The organism is Rhodopseudomonas sp. G2_2311 (assembly GCF_047501505.1).
GTDB classification, from domain to species: domain Bacteria; phylum Pseudomonadota; class Alphaproteobacteria; order Rhizobiales; family Xanthobacteraceae; genus Rhodopseudomonas; species Rhodopseudomonas palustris_H.
Genome location: NZ_JAZDRK010000010.1, coordinates 66,162 through 80,386, shown reverse-complemented (window position 1 = coordinate 80,386; position 14,225 = coordinate 66,162). Strand labels below are relative to the sequence as shown.

The following is a 14,225-nucleotide window of genomic DNA, read 5'->3' as shown; positions in this document are numbered from 1 at the left end:
CGCATCGACCCGAACAGGAGAATTCGCATGATGAAGAGATGGATCGCCGCAGCCGCGCTGTCGCTGGTTGCCGGCTTCGCCCACGCCCAGCAGCAGACCGAAGTGGTGCTGCAGTTCCCGTATCCGGAGCTGTTCACCGAGACCCATAAGCGGATCGCCGAAGAGTTCGCCAAGGTGCATCCGGAGATCAAGGTGACGTTCCGGGCGCCTTACGAGTCGTATGAAGAAGCCACCCAGAAGGTGCTACGCGAGGCGGTGACCAATCAGCTGCCCGACGTCACCTTTCAGGGCCTGAACCGCATCCGCGTTCTGGTCGACAAGAATATCCCGGCGCCGCTCGACGGCTACATCGCGGCCGAGAAGGATTTCGACAAGCAGGGCTTCCATCAGGCGATGTACGACATCGGCGCCGCCAGCGGCAAAGTCTATGCGCTGCCGTTCGCGATCTCGCTGCCGATCGTCTACGTCAATCTCGATCTGGTGAAGCAGGCCGGCGGCGACGTGAACAACCTGCCGACCACCTGGGACGGCCTGTTGGATCTGGCCAAGAAGGTCAAGGCGCTCGGCCCCGACACCAACGGCATCACCTATGCCTGGGACATCACCGGCAACTGGCTGTGGCAGGCGCCGGTGTTCGCCCGCGGCGGCTCGATGCTGAATGCGGATGAAACCAAGGTGGCGTTCGACGGCCCCGAAGGCCAGTTCGCGATGCGCACCATCGCCCGCCTGGTCACCGAAGGCGGCATGCCGAATCTCGACCAGCCGTCGATGCGCGCCACCTTCGCGGCCGGCAAGACCGGCATCCACATCACCTCGACGTCGGACCTGAAGAAGACCACCGACATGATCGGCGGCAAGTTCGCGTTGAAGACCATCGCGTTCCCGGACGTGGTCAAGCCGAACGGCCGTCTGCCAGCCGGCGGCAACGTCGTGCTGATCACCGCCAAGGACAAGGCCAAGCGCGACGCCGCCTGGGAAGTGGTGAAGTTCTGGACCGGCCCGAAGGGCGCGGCGATCATGGCCGAGACCACCGGCTACATGCCGCCCAACAAGGTCGCCAACGACGTCTATCTGAAGGACTTCTACGAGAAGAACCCGAACAACTACACCGCGGTCGGCCAGCTCGGCCTGTTGACCAAATGGTACGCCTTCCCCGGCGACAACGGCCTGAAGATCACCGACGTGATCAAGGACCACCTCAACTCGATCGTCTCCGGCGCGCGCGCCAAGGAGCCGGACGCGGTGCTGGCGGACATGAGCCGCGACGTTCAGGCCCTGCTGCCGAAGACCGTCGGCGCCGCCAAGTAACACGCGGACAAACTCGTGACGGAGTGCATCCTGCGCTCCGTCGCGTCTCGTTTTGGAGCGGGCCATGAAACTGATCCATCTCAGCGACATCCACCTCACCACGCCGGGCGCGACGATCGGCGGACGCAATCCACGGCTGAATTTCGAGAAGGCGCTGACCCATATCCTGCGCGACCATCAAGAAGCCGAGCTGATGGTGATCACCGGCGACCTGTCCGACTGGGGCGACGCCGACGACTATCGCTGGCTGAAAGCGCAGATCGACGCGTTTCCGATTCCGGTGCGGCTGTGCATCGGCAATCACGATTCCCGCGAGACGTTCCTGAGCGTGTTTCCGGACTATGCCGACGAGCACGGCCTGGCGCAGGGCGTGGTCGACACGCCGGCCGGTCGCTGCCTGCTGCTCGATACGGTCGAGGCCGGCACCCATGCTGGGCGCTATTGCGAGACGCGCAGGGCGTGGCTGACCCGGCAGCTCGCCGAGCATCCCGGGCCGTTCCTGCTGTTCATGCATCACAATCCGATGCCGACGCATCTCGGCCCGATGGATCAGATCCGGCTGCTCGACGATGGCGCATTCCGCCAGATCGTCGGCCGGCATCGCGACCGCATCCGCCATATCTTCTTCGGCCATTGCCATCTGCCGCTGGCCGGCTCGGTGGCCGGCGTACCGGTCAGCTCGCTGCGCGGCACCAACCACGCCAGCTATCCGCTGTTCTCCGAGCGCCGGATGCTGAGCGCGTCCGATCTGCCGGAATCCTACGGCGTGGTGTTCTTCGGCGACGACTACGTCACCGTGCACATGGTCGAGTTCGGCTACACCGGCGAGGTCCGGGTCGAGGGCTCGCCCGACTACAACGCCTGGAACAGGGAGACCATGCTGCGATGAAGTTCGTCGTTCTCACTGATACGCATTTCGTCGCCCGCGGCCGCCGCATCTACGGGCTCGATCCGGCCGAACGGCTCAGTGCCGCGGTGGCGCGGATCAACCGCGAGCATCCCGACATCGCCTTCGTGATCGTGACTGGCGATCTGGCGCATTGGGGCGAAGAACCTGCCTACGACAATCTGGCTTCGGTGCTGGCGGGATTGCGCGCGCCGACGATGCTGATGATGGGCAATCACGACAAGCGCGAGGCCTTCGCCAAATTCTTCCCCGGCGTGCCGCGTGCCGCGGGCGGCTTCGTGCAGACCATGCAGGTGTTCGAGGCGGCGACGATCGTCACGCTGGATACGCTGAACGAGGCCGCGCCCGATCATTCCGGGCTGTTGTGCGACGCGCGGCTGGCGTTTCTCGAACACGCGCTGGCGGAGGCGCCCGCCGACCGGCCGCTGCTGCTGTTCCAGCATCACCCGCCGTTCGACACCGGGCTGCGCTACATGGATACGATCCGGCTCGCCAATCCGGATGCGGAGTGGGAGGTGATCGCCCGCACCCGCAAGCCGGACTATCTGTTCATGGGGCATCTGCACCGGCCGATTTCCGGGGCGTGGCGCGGCATCCCGTATCACATCCAGCGCGGGCTGGCGCATCAGGTCGCGTTCGATCTGGTGGCCGAGGGCCACATTCCCGGTTCGCACGAGCCGCCGGACTACGCCCATGTCAGCGTTGAGGCGGATCGCATCGTCATCCACCAGTGCTCGTTCATGTATGACGGGCCGCTGTTCTCGCTGCACGACAGCGTCGCGCTGCACCGCGTCTCGTTCTGACGCGCCTCAGCGGGCTCCGAGCCGCCGCTGCTGTGATGCACCGGCGGCTGCGGAGCCGACGCACAGCAGCGTGTCGCCGGGCTGCAGCACGACGTCGTCTGCGGGCGTCTCGATTGTGCTGTCGCCTCGGATCAGCCGCAGCACGATCGCCCGCCGCCGCAGCGGGTGCGCGGCGTCGTGGTGCTCCGGATCGACGCACAGTCCGGCCACCGTCAGCGGCTGTCTTGGCGCGCCGTGGCTGCCCACGAAGTTCGGTGCATGGTCGGCGTCGAGGTCCGTGCTCCAGAACTGCGGCGTCTCGTTGCCGAGCGCGGCGCGCAGCCGCTCCGACAGCGTGAACGCCCAGAACGCATCCTGGTGACGTGCGGCTTCGAGAAAGTCCGCCAAGAGCGGCGTGCGCAGCGCGGCCAGACACTGATTGGCGATGATCTCGCTCGGCACCATGGTGATGTCGGCGCCGAGCTTGGCGAACAGCATCCGGCTGGAGCGCTGGTTCTGCCGGGCGATCACGAAGATCTCGGGCTTGAGCCGCCGCGCTGCCAGCGCGATGGCCAGATTCTCGGCATCGTCGTCGGTGCCGGCCACGATGCCCGACGCATGGCCGATGCCGGCTTCGTGCAGCGCCGCGACGTCGGCGCCGCGGCCGTGGACGGCGTGATGACCATCGACCCGTGAGCCGACTGGATCGATCACCGCCGCGGTGAAGCCGCCGCGCTGCACGGCGGCCACGACTTCGCGGCCGAACCGGCCGTAGCCGCAGACTATCCAATGGCCCGGCGCTGCCGGCATCCGCGCCGGCGCGCTCGGAAACAGATAGGCGCCGGGTGCGCTGGTCAGCCAAGCGATCAGCCGATAGACGTCCGGCGCCCGCATCGCCAGCGTCAGGTGGTCGGCAAACTCGCGGAACGGATTGATCACCCGGTGGGTGCCGAGCGAACTCATCGACGCCGCGGTCGCTTGTGTGTCGGCGCGGCCGATCACCGGCAGGCCCGGCCGCAGAATCGACGCCGCGATCGCGACCGCGAGGTTGACCTCGTCGTCGTTGCACAGCGTCAGCACGCCGCTACATTCGGGCTTCATCAGGCCGGCGGCGGTCAGGATTTCGGGCGAACGGGCATCGGCGACTAGGGCCGGGGCTTTGCCGTTCAGCCCCTCAATCTCGAGCTGCTGCACCGAGCGTTCGTCCTTGTCGATCGCGATCAGCCGGCAGCCGAGCTGGCGCAGCGCGTGCACCACCGTCATGCCGGTGTCGCCGAGCCCGCACACCAGATAGAACGGCTGATCGAGCTTCTCGACCGCGCGGCGAAACCTGCGGTCGACCAACGCCTGCTGAAACGCCTTCTCCTGAACCAGGCTGAGCAGCGAACCCAGTAGCCACGCCCAGCCGATCACCGACAGATAGATGATGATGGTGACGAAGACGCGCTGCTTGTCGGTGAACGGATGCGGCAGTTCGCCGAAGCCGATCGTCGTTGCCGTGTAGGTGACGAAGTAGAACGCCTCGAACAGCGTCATCCGCCACGGGCGTCCATCGGCATCGATCCCCGGGATCAGCATTAGGCCGAGCGTCGACAGGGTAAACACCAGCGCCAGCAGGATCAGCGGCGGGCGCAGCCGCGACAGCCCGAGGCGGACGATGCTACGCATCGCCGTGCTCCGCCTCGGGGGCGAGGGTGAAGTAGAACGTCGAGCCTTCGCCGGGGCGGGACTGCACCCAGATCCGCCCGCCGTGATGCGCCACGATCCGGCGCGTCATCGCGAGGCCAGCGCCAGCGCCGTCGGACCGTTGCTCAGGCTGATCGACGCGGTGAAACATCTGGAAGATCAATTGCTGGTCGGCGTCGGCGATCCCGACGCCGTTGTCGCGCACATAGTAGCGCGGCGGCGGGCCGGCCTCGACGCCGATTTCGATCCAGCGTTCCGACTTGTTGTTGTAGCGGATCGCATTGCCGATCAGATTGGTGAACACTTCACCGATCCATTCGCGGTGGCCCTGCGCCGTCCCGAGCCGCATCGGCCGACGCACGTCGATGCGGTCTTCGGCGATCCGGCGTGCGAACGGCGCCAGGGCGTCATCAAGCACGGCGTCGAGGTCGACCGTCTCGGAGGCTGCTTCGCTGCCGCCTCGGCTGCGGTCGAGCAGCGCATCGACCAGCGAGTCCATCCGCTGCGTCAGTTTCAGGATGGTGGCGACCTGCTGGCGCCCTTCCTCATCCAGCACCTCGCCCTGGCGACGGCGCAGCGAGGTGGTGAGATGGTGGATGCCGCGCAGATGCTCCTTGAGTTCGGCGGAGGCGACATCGGTGTAGCGGCTGAGCTCAGAATGCGATGCATCCAGCGCCCGATTGATCCGCTCGATCCGTCCCTTGCGGGTCGCGACGATCTCGGCGATGGCGGTGGCGAGCCGTGTGGCGGCATCCTTGTCGTCGTCGCGCCACGGCACCGCGCGGCCCTGCACGCTCTCCTTCCACAGCGCAAAGGAGTTGCGCGGCCGCAGCCGCTGCATCCCGTCCGCCTCGCTGATCTCGACCGGCTTGCGCGGGTCGCCGGCCCATTGCACGTCCTCGATCTGCTCGGGCCGCAGCCAGGCGATCAGCATCGGCTGATCGGGCAGCGGTCGCACTGCCAGCACACCGCTCGCCTGGTTGGCGACGGCTTGCGCGGCGGAATCGATGCCCGGCAGGCGATCAGTGGCGAACACCGGCGCGGCGTGATCGAGCAGCCAGTTTGTCAGTTCGCGCAGCGGCCCGGGGGCTGGCGTGTCGCCGCGGGTTGCTAAGTCGCCGCCGGACAGCACCACAACGCCGCCGGCATCGACCATCGCATTCAGCAAATCGAGCGAGCCCGAGGTGCGTAACGCAGCACCGACGTCGGCCTCGTTGGTCAGCAGGCGGGTGAGTTCATCCGCGGCTGCCTTGCGGGCGCTGATCCGTTCGAACTGCTCGGCATCTTCCTTGGCCGACATCAGCAGCGACAGCGTGTGGGCGAGAAATTCCGCCGCCATCCGCATCTGGTGCGAGATGTGGCGGGGAGCCGCATGATGCATCGCCGAGATCAGGCCCCAAAGCCGGCCTTCCTTCACCAGCGGCATCACCAGCGTCGATTGCACGCCCATGTTCTTCAGATAGCCGGTGTACATCACCGAGACGCTGCGCAGGCTCGCAAAGCTCATGTCGACCGGTCCGGTGACCAGCGGTGAGTTGGCGGCGAGCAGCGGCACCGGCGTGTAGCCGACATCCGGCAGGTGCCGCACCCAGCTCAGTGCGAACAGCCGCCGCGCCGGTGCCGGGATGTCGGTCGCCGGATAATGCAGCCCGAGATATGGTTCGAGATCCTCGCGTCTCGCTTCGGCGATCACCTGGCCGCTGCCGTCTTCGGCAAAGCGATAGGCCATCACCCGGTCGTAGCCGGTGAAGGCGCGAATCCGCTCGACGGCGAGATCGAAGAACGGTTGCACGCCTTCGGTGGCCTGCAGTGCCGCGAGGTCGGCGCGGACTTCGGAATACAGGTTCGAAGCGGTGCCGGCGGCTTCCGGTTCGGCTTTCTCGAATTCGAGGATGATCAGCCCGCCGCAGCGATGGGCGAACAGATGCCAGCCCTGGTCCGAGCCGAGGAAGGACTCCCGCGCGATGTTGACCGGTCCGCTGTCGAGCGGCATCCGGTGCAGCGAGCCGATCAGCTCGCGCCAGCCCGGCCCGAGCACGGAAACGATCGGGGCGCCGATCACCGCTTCCGGCGGCTTGCCGATGAACGCCGCGCAATTGGCGCTGGCATGCAGCACGCGATCGGACTGCTCGTCGACCGTGAGCATTGCGCCGTGCGGCTGGATCGCTTCCGGATATTGCACCAGTTCGCGGTCGCAGCTCGACAGATCGACGTTCCTGGCGGTGACGATGCCGCCGCTGTCGGCCTCACCCATCACGTCCTCGCTCGGCCTCCCGCCATCCGCTCAAGCATCGCTCGACGACACAGCTTGTGATGGTGCCGTGGCGGATGCTTTGACCCGGATCAGCGAGGCGGCAGGTTTCGCGCAGCTTCCAGATGCGGCGTCAGCAGGTCAACCACCACCCGGCGCTTGTCGCGCATGATCTCCGGCTCGCCCATCTGGCCGACTTCGTGCAGCCAGGTGCCGCACCATTGAAACGGCCCGTCATAGGTGGCGAGACCTTCCCGGTACGGCACGAAGCGCGACGGCGATTGCTGCAGCTTGGCGAGGTTGAGCTTGCTGTACAGCGGCCCCCAATTGCCGCCGCCGGTATCGAGGCCGAGGAACCAGTCCTGGCCGAAGTCGAGCGGCAGGTCGCGCACCGCGGAGAACCGCATCATGGTGAAGCCGGCCCACAGAAACCATCGCTCGCTCGGCGGCTCGGTGGTGCGGACGTAGCCATAGACGTCCTGGGTGGCGAGCGGCGCGAACGGATCGTCCGGGGCGGTCGGAAACAGATCGTGGTCGAGCAGGCCGAACAGCTCAGGCGCGCCCGGCCGGATGATGTTGTGCCAGATCCAGTTCAGCACGATGCCATGCGAGCGACTGCTCTTCTGCCACGGATTATCGGGCGCGCGCAGATAGGGGACGCCGTGAGTCTTAGCAATCCGTTCGATCTCGGCGGCGCGGTCGTCGTCGGGCGAATTGTCGACCACGATGTAGATGGCATCGGGCACGAACAGCCGGATCAGCGGTATCTGCAGGTCGATCGCCTGCGGGTCCTGATACGCCACCGTGAACAGCGCGCGCCGGCCGGTGATCATCTTCGCCACCGCGGCGGGATCTCCCACCTTGGCGGGTTGCTGCCGATACCGCCGGTCGATCCGATTATACCGCGCGGTCTTCAGGCCCTGCGACAGCGGGCGCAGCCGCTTCCAGTCGGCGAGGGTGTAGTCGGAGAGCTTCTTCGGCACGGCTAAGTCTCTGTTCTGGCGGGGGTGGCGCGCCCGCTGTCCTCAGCAGCTTCGCTCCGCCGAGGCAAGTCCGGATACGCGGCTTGCGCCGCTCACGGGTTCGCCGCCAGCTTGAGCAGGTAGCCGCCGTAATTGCTCTTGGCGAGCGGCTGCGCCAGACGTTCGAGCTGGCGCGTATCGATCCATCCGAACCGGAAGGCGATCTCCTCGGGGCAGCAGATCTTGAAGCCCTGGCGCTTCTCGAGCACGCGCACGAACTCGCTGGCGTCGAGCAGGCTATCGGGCGTGCCGGTGTCGAGCCAGGCGAACCCCCGGCCCATCTTCTCGACCCGCAGCTTGCCGCGTTCCAAGTAGGCACGATTGACGTCGGTGATCTCGAGCTCGCCGCGTGCGGAGGGCTTCAGGTTCGCTGCGATATCGACGACGTCCTGGTCGTAGAAATAAAGCCCCGTGACTGCCCAGTTCGAGCGCGGCCGTGTCGGTTTCTCCTCGATCGAACGCGCGACCTGATCGGAATCGAATTCGACGACGCCATAACGCTCCGGATCGCTGACCTGATAGGCGAACACCGTGGCGCCCTCCGGATGCTGGGCGGCGTTCTGCAGCAGAGGGATCAGGTCGTGGCCGTAGAACAAATTGTCGCCGAGCACCAAGGCGGAGGGCTGGCCGGCCACGAAATCGGCGCCGATGACGAACGCCTGCGCCAGCCCTTCGGGCTTCGGCTGTTCGGCATAGCTGAACGACATGCCCCACGAGGCGCCGTCGCCGAGCAGTTGCTGGAATCGCGGCAGATCGGCCGGCGTCGAGATTACCAGGATGTCGCGGATGCCGGCCATCATCAGCGTGGCCAGCGGATAATAGATCAGCGGCTTGTCGTAGATCGACATCAGTTGCTTCGACACCGCGGCCGTCATCGGATGCAGCCTTGTTCCGCTGCCACCGGCCAGAATGATACCTTTGGTGATCATGTCAGTTCGCGTCCCGCGCTAGCAGCCGCTCGATACACGGCTGCAGCGATTGCCGCCAGTGCGGCAGGCGAATGCCGTGAGCGGCGGCGAGCGCCGAGCCGTCGAGCCTGGAATTCGCCGGCCGCCTGGCGGGGGTCGGATACTCCGTGGTCGGAATCGGGATCACTTTCGCGGACGGTCCGCCGGCTGCTCGTGATGCGGCGAAAATCGCTTCGGCGAACTCGGCCCAGGTGGCGGTCCCGTCCGCAGTCATGTGGAAGATGCCGCGCAAATCGGAACGGGTTGGCTCCGCCAGCAGATTCCGGACGACGCCCAGCACCCCGTCGGCGATATCGAGCGCGCTGGTCGGGGAGCCGACCTGATCGCAGACCACCCGCACCTCATCGCGCTGCCGGGCCAGGGCCAGCATGGTGCGGACGAAATTCTTACCGAACGGGCCATATACCCAGGAGGTCCGCAACACCGCGTAATCAGCAGCTGCTTCTGCCACGGCACGCTCGCCGGCGAGCTTGCTGGCGCCATAGACGCTGAGCGGGTTGGTCGGATCGGTTTCGCGATACGGTCGCTCGCCGGTGCCGTCGAACACGTAGTCGGTCGATAGCTGCACAATTGGCACACGGAGTTTTGCGGCCGCGCGAGCGACGGCGCCTGCGCCCTCGGCGTTGATCGCATAAGCGAGGTCGGGCTCGCTTTCGGCCTGATCAACGGCCGTGTAGGCAGCGGCGTTGACCACCGCCTCCGGCTCGAGTGCGATCAATGCTGTTTCGATCTCGCTCGGGCGCGTCAGGTCAATCTCCGGCCGGGCCAGCAGGATGATCTCGGCATTTGTGCCTGCAGCGCGCTTGTGGAGCGCCTGCGCGACCTGACCGTGACGACCGGTGACGACGATCCGCATCGCGCTACTCGAAGTAGTTTGGCAGTGATGCGAAAGGTGGCAATTTCAGATCCTTGTCCGACAGCACGGCCTGATCGGCAGAGACAGGCCAACGCACGGCGAGATCGGGATCGTTCCAGGCGATGCCGAGATCATGCGGCGGCGAATAGTAGTTGGTCACCTTGTAGGCTACCACCGTGTCGGGCTCGAGCGTGCAGAAGCCGTGGGCGAAGCCGATCGGAATCAGCAACTGCTTGCCGTCCTCGGCGGACAATTCCTCGGCGACCCACCGGCCATAGGTCGGCGATGAACGGCGCAAATCGACTGCAACGTCCAGGATGCGGCCCTTCGCAACGCGCACCAGTTTGTCCTGCGCAAACGGCGCGCTCTGGAAATGCAGCCCGCGAACGGTGCCGACTGCCGCCGAAATCGATTGGTTGTCCTGGACGAATTCGAGCGCAATGCCGTGATCGACGAAGCGCTGCCTGTTGTAGGTTTCGGAAAACGTACCCCGCGAATCCGCGAATGCTCTCGGCGTGATAATCTTCACCGCCTCGATCGCGGTGGACGTCACTTTCAGCATGACCCTGTTGTTGCTCCGTTCGCCGTTAGACCGCCACGCCGAGGCGCTCGCCGCGGTACACGCCTGAACGGACCCGCTCCCACCACGTCCGATTGTCGAGATACCACTGCACGGTCTGACGCAGGCCGTCGTCGAATGTGTAGCGCGCACGCCATCCGAGCTCGCGCTCGACCTTGCTGGCATCGATCGCGTAGCGGGCGTCGTGACCGGGGCGGTCGGTGACGAAGCTGATCAGCTTTGCCCGTGATCCGATCGCCGCATCGGGTGCGAGTTCATCGAGCAGGCCGCAGATCGCCTGCACGACTTCGAGGTTGGTGCGCTCGTTGCGTCCGCCGATATTGTAGCTTTCGCCGATCTCGCCCCGCTCGGCGGCGAGCAGCAGCGCATCGGCGTGATCCTCGACGTGCAGCCAGTCGCGAATGTTGGCGCCCGTGCCGTACACCGGGATCGCTTCGCCGTGCAGCGCCTTGATGATCGCCAGCGGGATCAGCTTTTCGGGGAAGTGATAGGGGCCGTAATTGTTGGAACAGTTGGTGATCACCACCGGCAGGCCGTAGGTGTGGTGCCAGGCCCGCACCAGATGGTCCGACCCCGCCTTCGAGGCGGAGTAGGGCGATTTCGGCTGATACGGCGTGTCTTCCCGGAACAGCCCTTCGGCACCAAGCGAGCCGAACACCTCGTCGGTGGAGATGTGGTGAAAGCGGAAGCCGGACTTGCGGGCCGGCGGCAGGGAACGCCAATGCGCTAGCGCCGCCTGCAGCAGCGAATAGGTGCCGACGATGTTGGTCTGGATGAAGTCGCCAGGACCGTCGATCGAGCGGTCGACATGGCTCTCCGCGGCAAGATGCATCACCACATCGGGCGAAAATTCCTCGAACAGCAGCCGCATGGTGCCCTGTTCGACGATGTCTGCACGGACGAACCGGAAGCGCGGATCGTCCGACACCGGCACCAGCGAGTCGAGATTGCCCGCATAGGTCAGCTTGTCGACCACCAGCACCTCGTGCGGGGTGGTCCCGATCAGCCGCCGGACCACCGCAGAGCCGATGAAGCCGGCTCCGCCGGTGACGAGAAAACGCTTTGTCATCAATATCCTGGAGCGTCGTTGCGGGCGCAATCTAGCCTTGGACCAGATCCTTGTCATTGGCCGGTTTGGTCAGCAGATCCGCCTGAGGCGGCTTCCGATCCCTACCGCCCGGGTTTCTGTTCACACCTTCACCGCGAGCTGGTCACCGACGCCCGTTCCCTACCCAGGAGCTTCTGTCTGTTGCGGCACGGTATGTTCACGGAAAAGTTGCCGATTTCATGGTTCCGACCGCCTATCTGATGCAAATCCGTCGCATTCGTGATTGACAATTTCTGCATTGCGATAGACTAAAGTTTGTAGTGCCACGCCCCTCGCTGCGGGGCCGCCGCGGGAGCCGCGAATGTTCCCGTTCAGATGGCAGCGGTCCAGGCAGAGGAGCAGCGCCTTGAGTTTCCTGAAGAAAGCCTTCTACCAAATCCCCGTCATCGGCTGGCTGGTGAAGGATGCCGCGCACGGCAGCCCGGAGGCGCCGTACTTCTTCCTGTTCAATGCCGTCGTGGTCGGCGCCGCGTTGATCTACACCTTCGGCTATCCGCTGGTGATCACCGTCGCTGTGGCCGGTGCGTTCGCCGGGATCGCCGGCCTGGTGGTGCTGACCGCTGGCGATGCTTTCGACAAGCGCGCCAAGCAGCCCGCAACCGACGTCCGCCGCGCCAAGACGGCGACGGTTCGGCCGCTCAAGAAGGCTGCCTGATCGGCATATTGTCTCACCGGCGGCTTTCGTCGGAGCAGCTTCCGAAATTCAAAAAACCCGGCAGGTCCAACCTGCCGGGTTTTTTCATGGTCGCATCTGTCGGTTCAGGTCTGCCCTTGCGAGGTTTACGCGGCCTCGTCGCGGTAGTGATACCAGCGATACAGCATGCGCTGGCCGATCCGGCGGAACGGCGAGAAGGTGTGGGTCGGCAGCGGCGAGGTGAAGATCGGCAGATCCTGGCCCTTGAAGCGCTGTCCGGCGATCATCTGCGCCATCCGGCGCCCGGCCTGGGCCGAATACGACACGCCGTTGCCGCCATAGCCGAGTGCGTAGACCAGCTTCTGCGCCGGATCGGGCTGGAAGATACGCGGCATCATGTCGTGGCTGACGTCGACCCAGCCCCACCACGAGTAATCAATCTCGATGCCTTGCAGCGTCGGGAATTTGCGATGCAGGCCGTCGATCAGGAGCTGCAGGTGCTTGGGATGATCGGCGTCGGCGCCGGTGATCGACGAGCGGCTGCCGATCTGGATGCGGTTGTCCGGCAGCAGCCGGTAGTAATAACGCAGCGTGCGGGTATCGGTCAGCACCAGCTTGGTCTTGAAGCCGGTGGCTTCGAGCTCGGCCGGAGTCAGCGGTCGGGTGACAATCGAGTTCGACAGGATCGGCATGCAGCGGCCGCGCAGCAGCGGCGTCAGCCCTGGCGCCGTGTAGGCGCCGGTGGCGATGCCGACCGCGCGCGCTTTCACGGTGCCGCCCGGAGTGCGGAGATAGAACGCGCCGCCGCGGTGTTCGATCTCGATCACCGGACTGCCCGGATGCACGGTGGCGCCGAGGTCGCGGGCCATCTGCTGATAGCCGAAGGCGAGCTTGGCCGGATGCACACCGGTGCCGCGGGGCTCCAGCGTCGCGCCGACCGCCTCGGCCTCGTTGACGTAGTCGCGGCGCAGTTCCTCGGCGGAGATCACCTTGGTGGGCTCACCGAACACCTCACTCAGCACCTTGGCTTCAGCCGCGATCTTCTCGAAGTTGCGGGGACGATGCGCAATGTAGAGATGGCCGCCGCGCTGCGGTTCGCTGTCGATCGGGCTCTGGCGGATCAGCTCTTCGAACGTCTCGAAGCCGTCGCTGACTTCGGCGTGCAGCTTCAGAGCGATATCGCGGCCCCAACGCTCGATCCATTGCGAGCGCGTTAATCGGCCGGCGGCATTCTGGCCCTGGCCACCGTTGCGCGTGCTGCAGCCCCAGGCGACGCGATTGGCTTCGAGCACCGCGGCCTTGATGCCATGTTCACGTGCGAGGAATACGGCGGACGCCAGGCCGGTGAAGCCGGAACCGACGATCGCCACATCGACATCGGTGTCACGGCTGATCGGGCCGTCGTCTTCCGGCAGCGGACCGCAGGTCGCGGTCCAGTAGGTCGGCGCGTAGTCGCGGTTGCGGCCGGGGCCTTCACTCACCAGCGGGTCGTAATGCGGATCGTAGGCGGCGAGCGGCGGAGTCTTCACGGGCTTGTTCATGCCGATGCCCCCGCGGCCGGCAGCACTGGGCGATCCTTGCGGAAAGCGCTCTTGCTGAAGATCTTGTCGCCGCGGAAGCCGAACAGATCGACGCCCTCGGCCTCGATCTTGCCGCCCTCCTTGGTGGTGGCGCGGAAGATCCACTCGGAGATGCCGCGATCGCCGAACACGGTGTGGCGGGTGCACTCCCAGCTCACATCCGGAAACGTCGTGAAGGTCGTCTCAAACGCAGCGCGGACATCGGCGGTGCCGACGATGCGGCGACCGCAAGCCTCGGGTCCGGCCGCGGCATCGAACACGATGTCGTCGGTCATCGCGGTCATCACCGCAGCGCCGTCGTGGCGGTTGAACGCGTCGAAGAGCTGATGCAGCGTCTGCAATCGCTGAGTATCGAGATCGGACATGTCGATTCCATCGTGGTGGGCGCGCGAGCGTTTCCATGATTGATGCGGACCCGCCGGCAGCTTCGTGCAAAGCGTGTCACGAGCCGCCGCAGGTGCCTTAGAACCAGATGGCGCGGTCTCGGCGGACCAGACGCGAAGCGCTGGCGTCTGGCCCAATGGCTTGGAGCGCGCTGGACCT

At 65.7% G+C, this 14,225-nt stretch carries 13 protein-coding genes; 4 read left to right on the top strand and 9 right to left on the bottom strand.

The genetic code is table 11. From position 1 onward, the window contains the following. The first annotated feature begins 27 nt into the window (after positions 1 to 27). The 3 genes from VRZ08_RS14765 (at position 28) to VRZ08_RS14755 (ending at position 3,018) form a co-directional block, all read left to right on the top strand. Positions 28 to 1,308 carry an ABC transporter substrate-binding protein gene (locus VRZ08_RS14765; RefSeq protein WP_414533018.1) on the top strand — a complete coding sequence of 427 codons (1,281 nt, stop codon included), beginning with the start codon at positions 28 to 30 and terminating at the stop codon, positions 1,306 to 1,308. 64 nt (positions 1,309 to 1,372) lie between these two features. Continuing rightward, positions 1,373 to 2,197, top strand: coding sequence for a phosphodiesterase (locus VRZ08_RS14760; protein WP_414533017.1), 825 nt, complete (start codon positions 1,373 to 1,375; stop codon positions 2,195 to 2,197). Beyond that, a complete protein-coding gene (locus tag VRZ08_RS14755; protein ID WP_414533016.1) occupies positions 2,194 to 3,018 on the top strand; it encodes a phosphodiesterase in 825 nt (274 codons plus the stop codon). Before VRZ08_RS14760 ends, VRZ08_RS14755 begins: the two co-directional genes overlap by 4 nt. Before the next feature lie 6 nt (positions 3,019 to 3,024). Here the strand turns inward: VRZ08_RS14755 and VRZ08_RS14750 are convergent, their stop codons facing one another. The 7 genes from VRZ08_RS14750 to rfbB form a co-directional block, all read right to left on the bottom strand. Continuing rightward, on the bottom strand, positions 3,025 to 4,665 hold the full coding sequence (locus tag VRZ08_RS14750; RefSeq protein ID WP_414533015.1) for a potassium channel family protein: 1,641 nt from the start codon (positions 4,663 to 4,665) through the stop codon (positions 3,025 to 3,027). After that, positions 4,658 to 6,937 (bottom strand): ATP-binding protein, encoded by a 2,280-nt coding sequence (locus VRZ08_RS14745; RefSeq protein ID WP_414533014.1) that lies wholly within the window; start codon positions 6,935 to 6,937, stop codon positions 4,658 to 4,660. The genes VRZ08_RS14750 and VRZ08_RS14745 overlap by 8 nt, the downstream gene beginning before the upstream one ends. Before the next feature lie 89 nt (positions 6,938 to 7,026). Continuing rightward, positions 7,027 to 7,917: a hypothetical protein gene (locus tag VRZ08_RS14740; RefSeq protein WP_414533013.1), complete on the bottom strand. Its 891-nt coding sequence runs from the start codon at positions 7,915 to 7,917 to the stop codon at positions 7,027 to 7,029. 92 nt (positions 7,918 to 8,009) lie between these two features. Further along, complete coding sequence (rfbA, locus tag VRZ08_RS14735) at positions 8,010 to 8,885, bottom strand: glucose-1-phosphate thymidylyltransferase RfbA (RefSeq protein WP_414533012.1); 876 nt, start codon at positions 8,883 to 8,885, stop codon at positions 8,010 to 8,012. Between the two features lies 1 nt (position 8,886). Further along, complete coding sequence (gene rfbD, locus VRZ08_RS14730) at positions 8,887 to 9,780, bottom strand: dTDP-4-dehydrorhamnose reductase (protein ID WP_414533011.1); 894 nt, start codon at positions 9,778 to 9,780, stop codon at positions 8,887 to 8,889. Positions 9,781 to 9,784: 4 nt separating this feature from the next. Next, positions 9,785 to 10,342: a dTDP-4-dehydrorhamnose 3,5-epimerase gene (gene rfbC / locus VRZ08_RS14725; RefSeq protein ID WP_414533010.1), complete on the bottom strand. Its 558-nt coding sequence runs from the start codon at positions 10,340 to 10,342 to the stop codon at positions 9,785 to 9,787. A gap of 25 nt (positions 10,343 to 10,367) precedes the next feature. Further along, entirely contained in the window at positions 10,368 to 11,429 is a 1,062-nt protein-coding gene (gene rfbB / locus VRZ08_RS14720) for a dTDP-glucose 4,6-dehydratase (protein WP_414533009.1), read from the bottom strand. 385 nt (positions 11,430 to 11,814) lie between these two features. On the opposite strand from rfbB, the gene VRZ08_RS14715 reads away from it, so the two are divergent. Further along, the gene (locus VRZ08_RS14715; protein WP_179906238.1) at positions 11,815 to 12,123 is read left to right on the top strand and encodes a hypothetical protein; all 309 of its coding nucleotides are present in this window, start codon (positions 11,815 to 11,817) and stop codon (positions 12,121 to 12,123) included. A 125-nt stretch (positions 12,124 to 12,248) separates the two neighbouring features. On the opposite strand, the gene VRZ08_RS14710 is transcribed toward VRZ08_RS14715, so the two are convergent. Then, entirely contained in the window at positions 12,249 to 13,643 is a 1,395-nt protein-coding gene (locus tag VRZ08_RS14710) for an NAD(P)/FAD-dependent oxidoreductase (RefSeq protein ID WP_414533008.1), read from the bottom strand. Continuing rightward, a complete protein-coding gene (locus tag VRZ08_RS14705; protein WP_414533007.1) occupies positions 13,640 to 14,047 on the bottom strand; it encodes a nuclear transport factor 2 family protein in 408 nt (135 codons plus the stop codon). Before VRZ08_RS14705 ends, VRZ08_RS14710 begins: the two co-directional genes overlap by 4 nt. Positions 14,048 to 14,225: the final 178 nt, after the last annotated feature.

Bases quoted from the DNA above. Each gene is read 5' to 3' on its own strand.
- VRZ08_RS14765 (WP_414533018.1), top strand. From the start codon at position 28: ATGATGAAGAGATGGATCGCCGCAGCCGCGCTGTCGCTGGTTGCCGGC.
- VRZ08_RS14760 (WP_414533017.1), top strand. From the start codon at position 1,373: ATGAAACTGATCCATCTCAGCGACATCCACCTCACCACGCCGGGCGCG.
- VRZ08_RS14755 (WP_414533016.1), top strand. From the start codon at position 2,194: ATGAAGTTCGTCGTTCTCACTGATACGCATTTCGTCGCCCGCGGCCGC.
- VRZ08_RS14750 (WP_414533015.1), bottom strand. From the start codon at position 4,665: ATGCGTAGCATCGTCCGCCTCGGGCTGTCGCGGCTGCGCCCGCCGCTG.
- VRZ08_RS14745 (WP_414533014.1), bottom strand. From the start codon at position 6,937: ATGGGTGAGGCCGACAGCGGCGGCATCGTCACCGCCAGGAACGTCGAT.
- rfbA (WP_414533012.1), bottom strand. From the start codon at position 8,885: ATGATCACCAAAGGTATCATTCTGGCCGGTGGCAGCGGAACAAGGCTG.
- rfbD (WP_414533011.1), bottom strand. From the start codon at position 9,780: ATGCGGATCGTCGTCACCGGTCGTCACGGTCAGGTCGCGCAGGCGCTC.
- rfbC (WP_414533010.1), bottom strand. From the start codon at position 10,342: ATGCTGAAAGTGACGTCCACCGCGATCGAGGCGGTGAAGATTATCACG.
- rfbB (WP_414533009.1), bottom strand. From the start codon at position 11,429: ATGACAAAGCGTTTTCTCGTCACCGGCGGAGCCGGCTTCATCGGCTCT.
- VRZ08_RS14710 (WP_414533008.1), bottom strand. From the start codon at position 13,643: ATGAACAAGCCCGTGAAGACTCCGCCGCTCGCCGCCTACGATCCGCAT.
- VRZ08_RS14705 (WP_414533007.1), bottom strand. From the start codon at position 14,047: ATGTCCGATCTCGATACTCAGCGATTGCAGACGCTGCATCAGCTCTTC.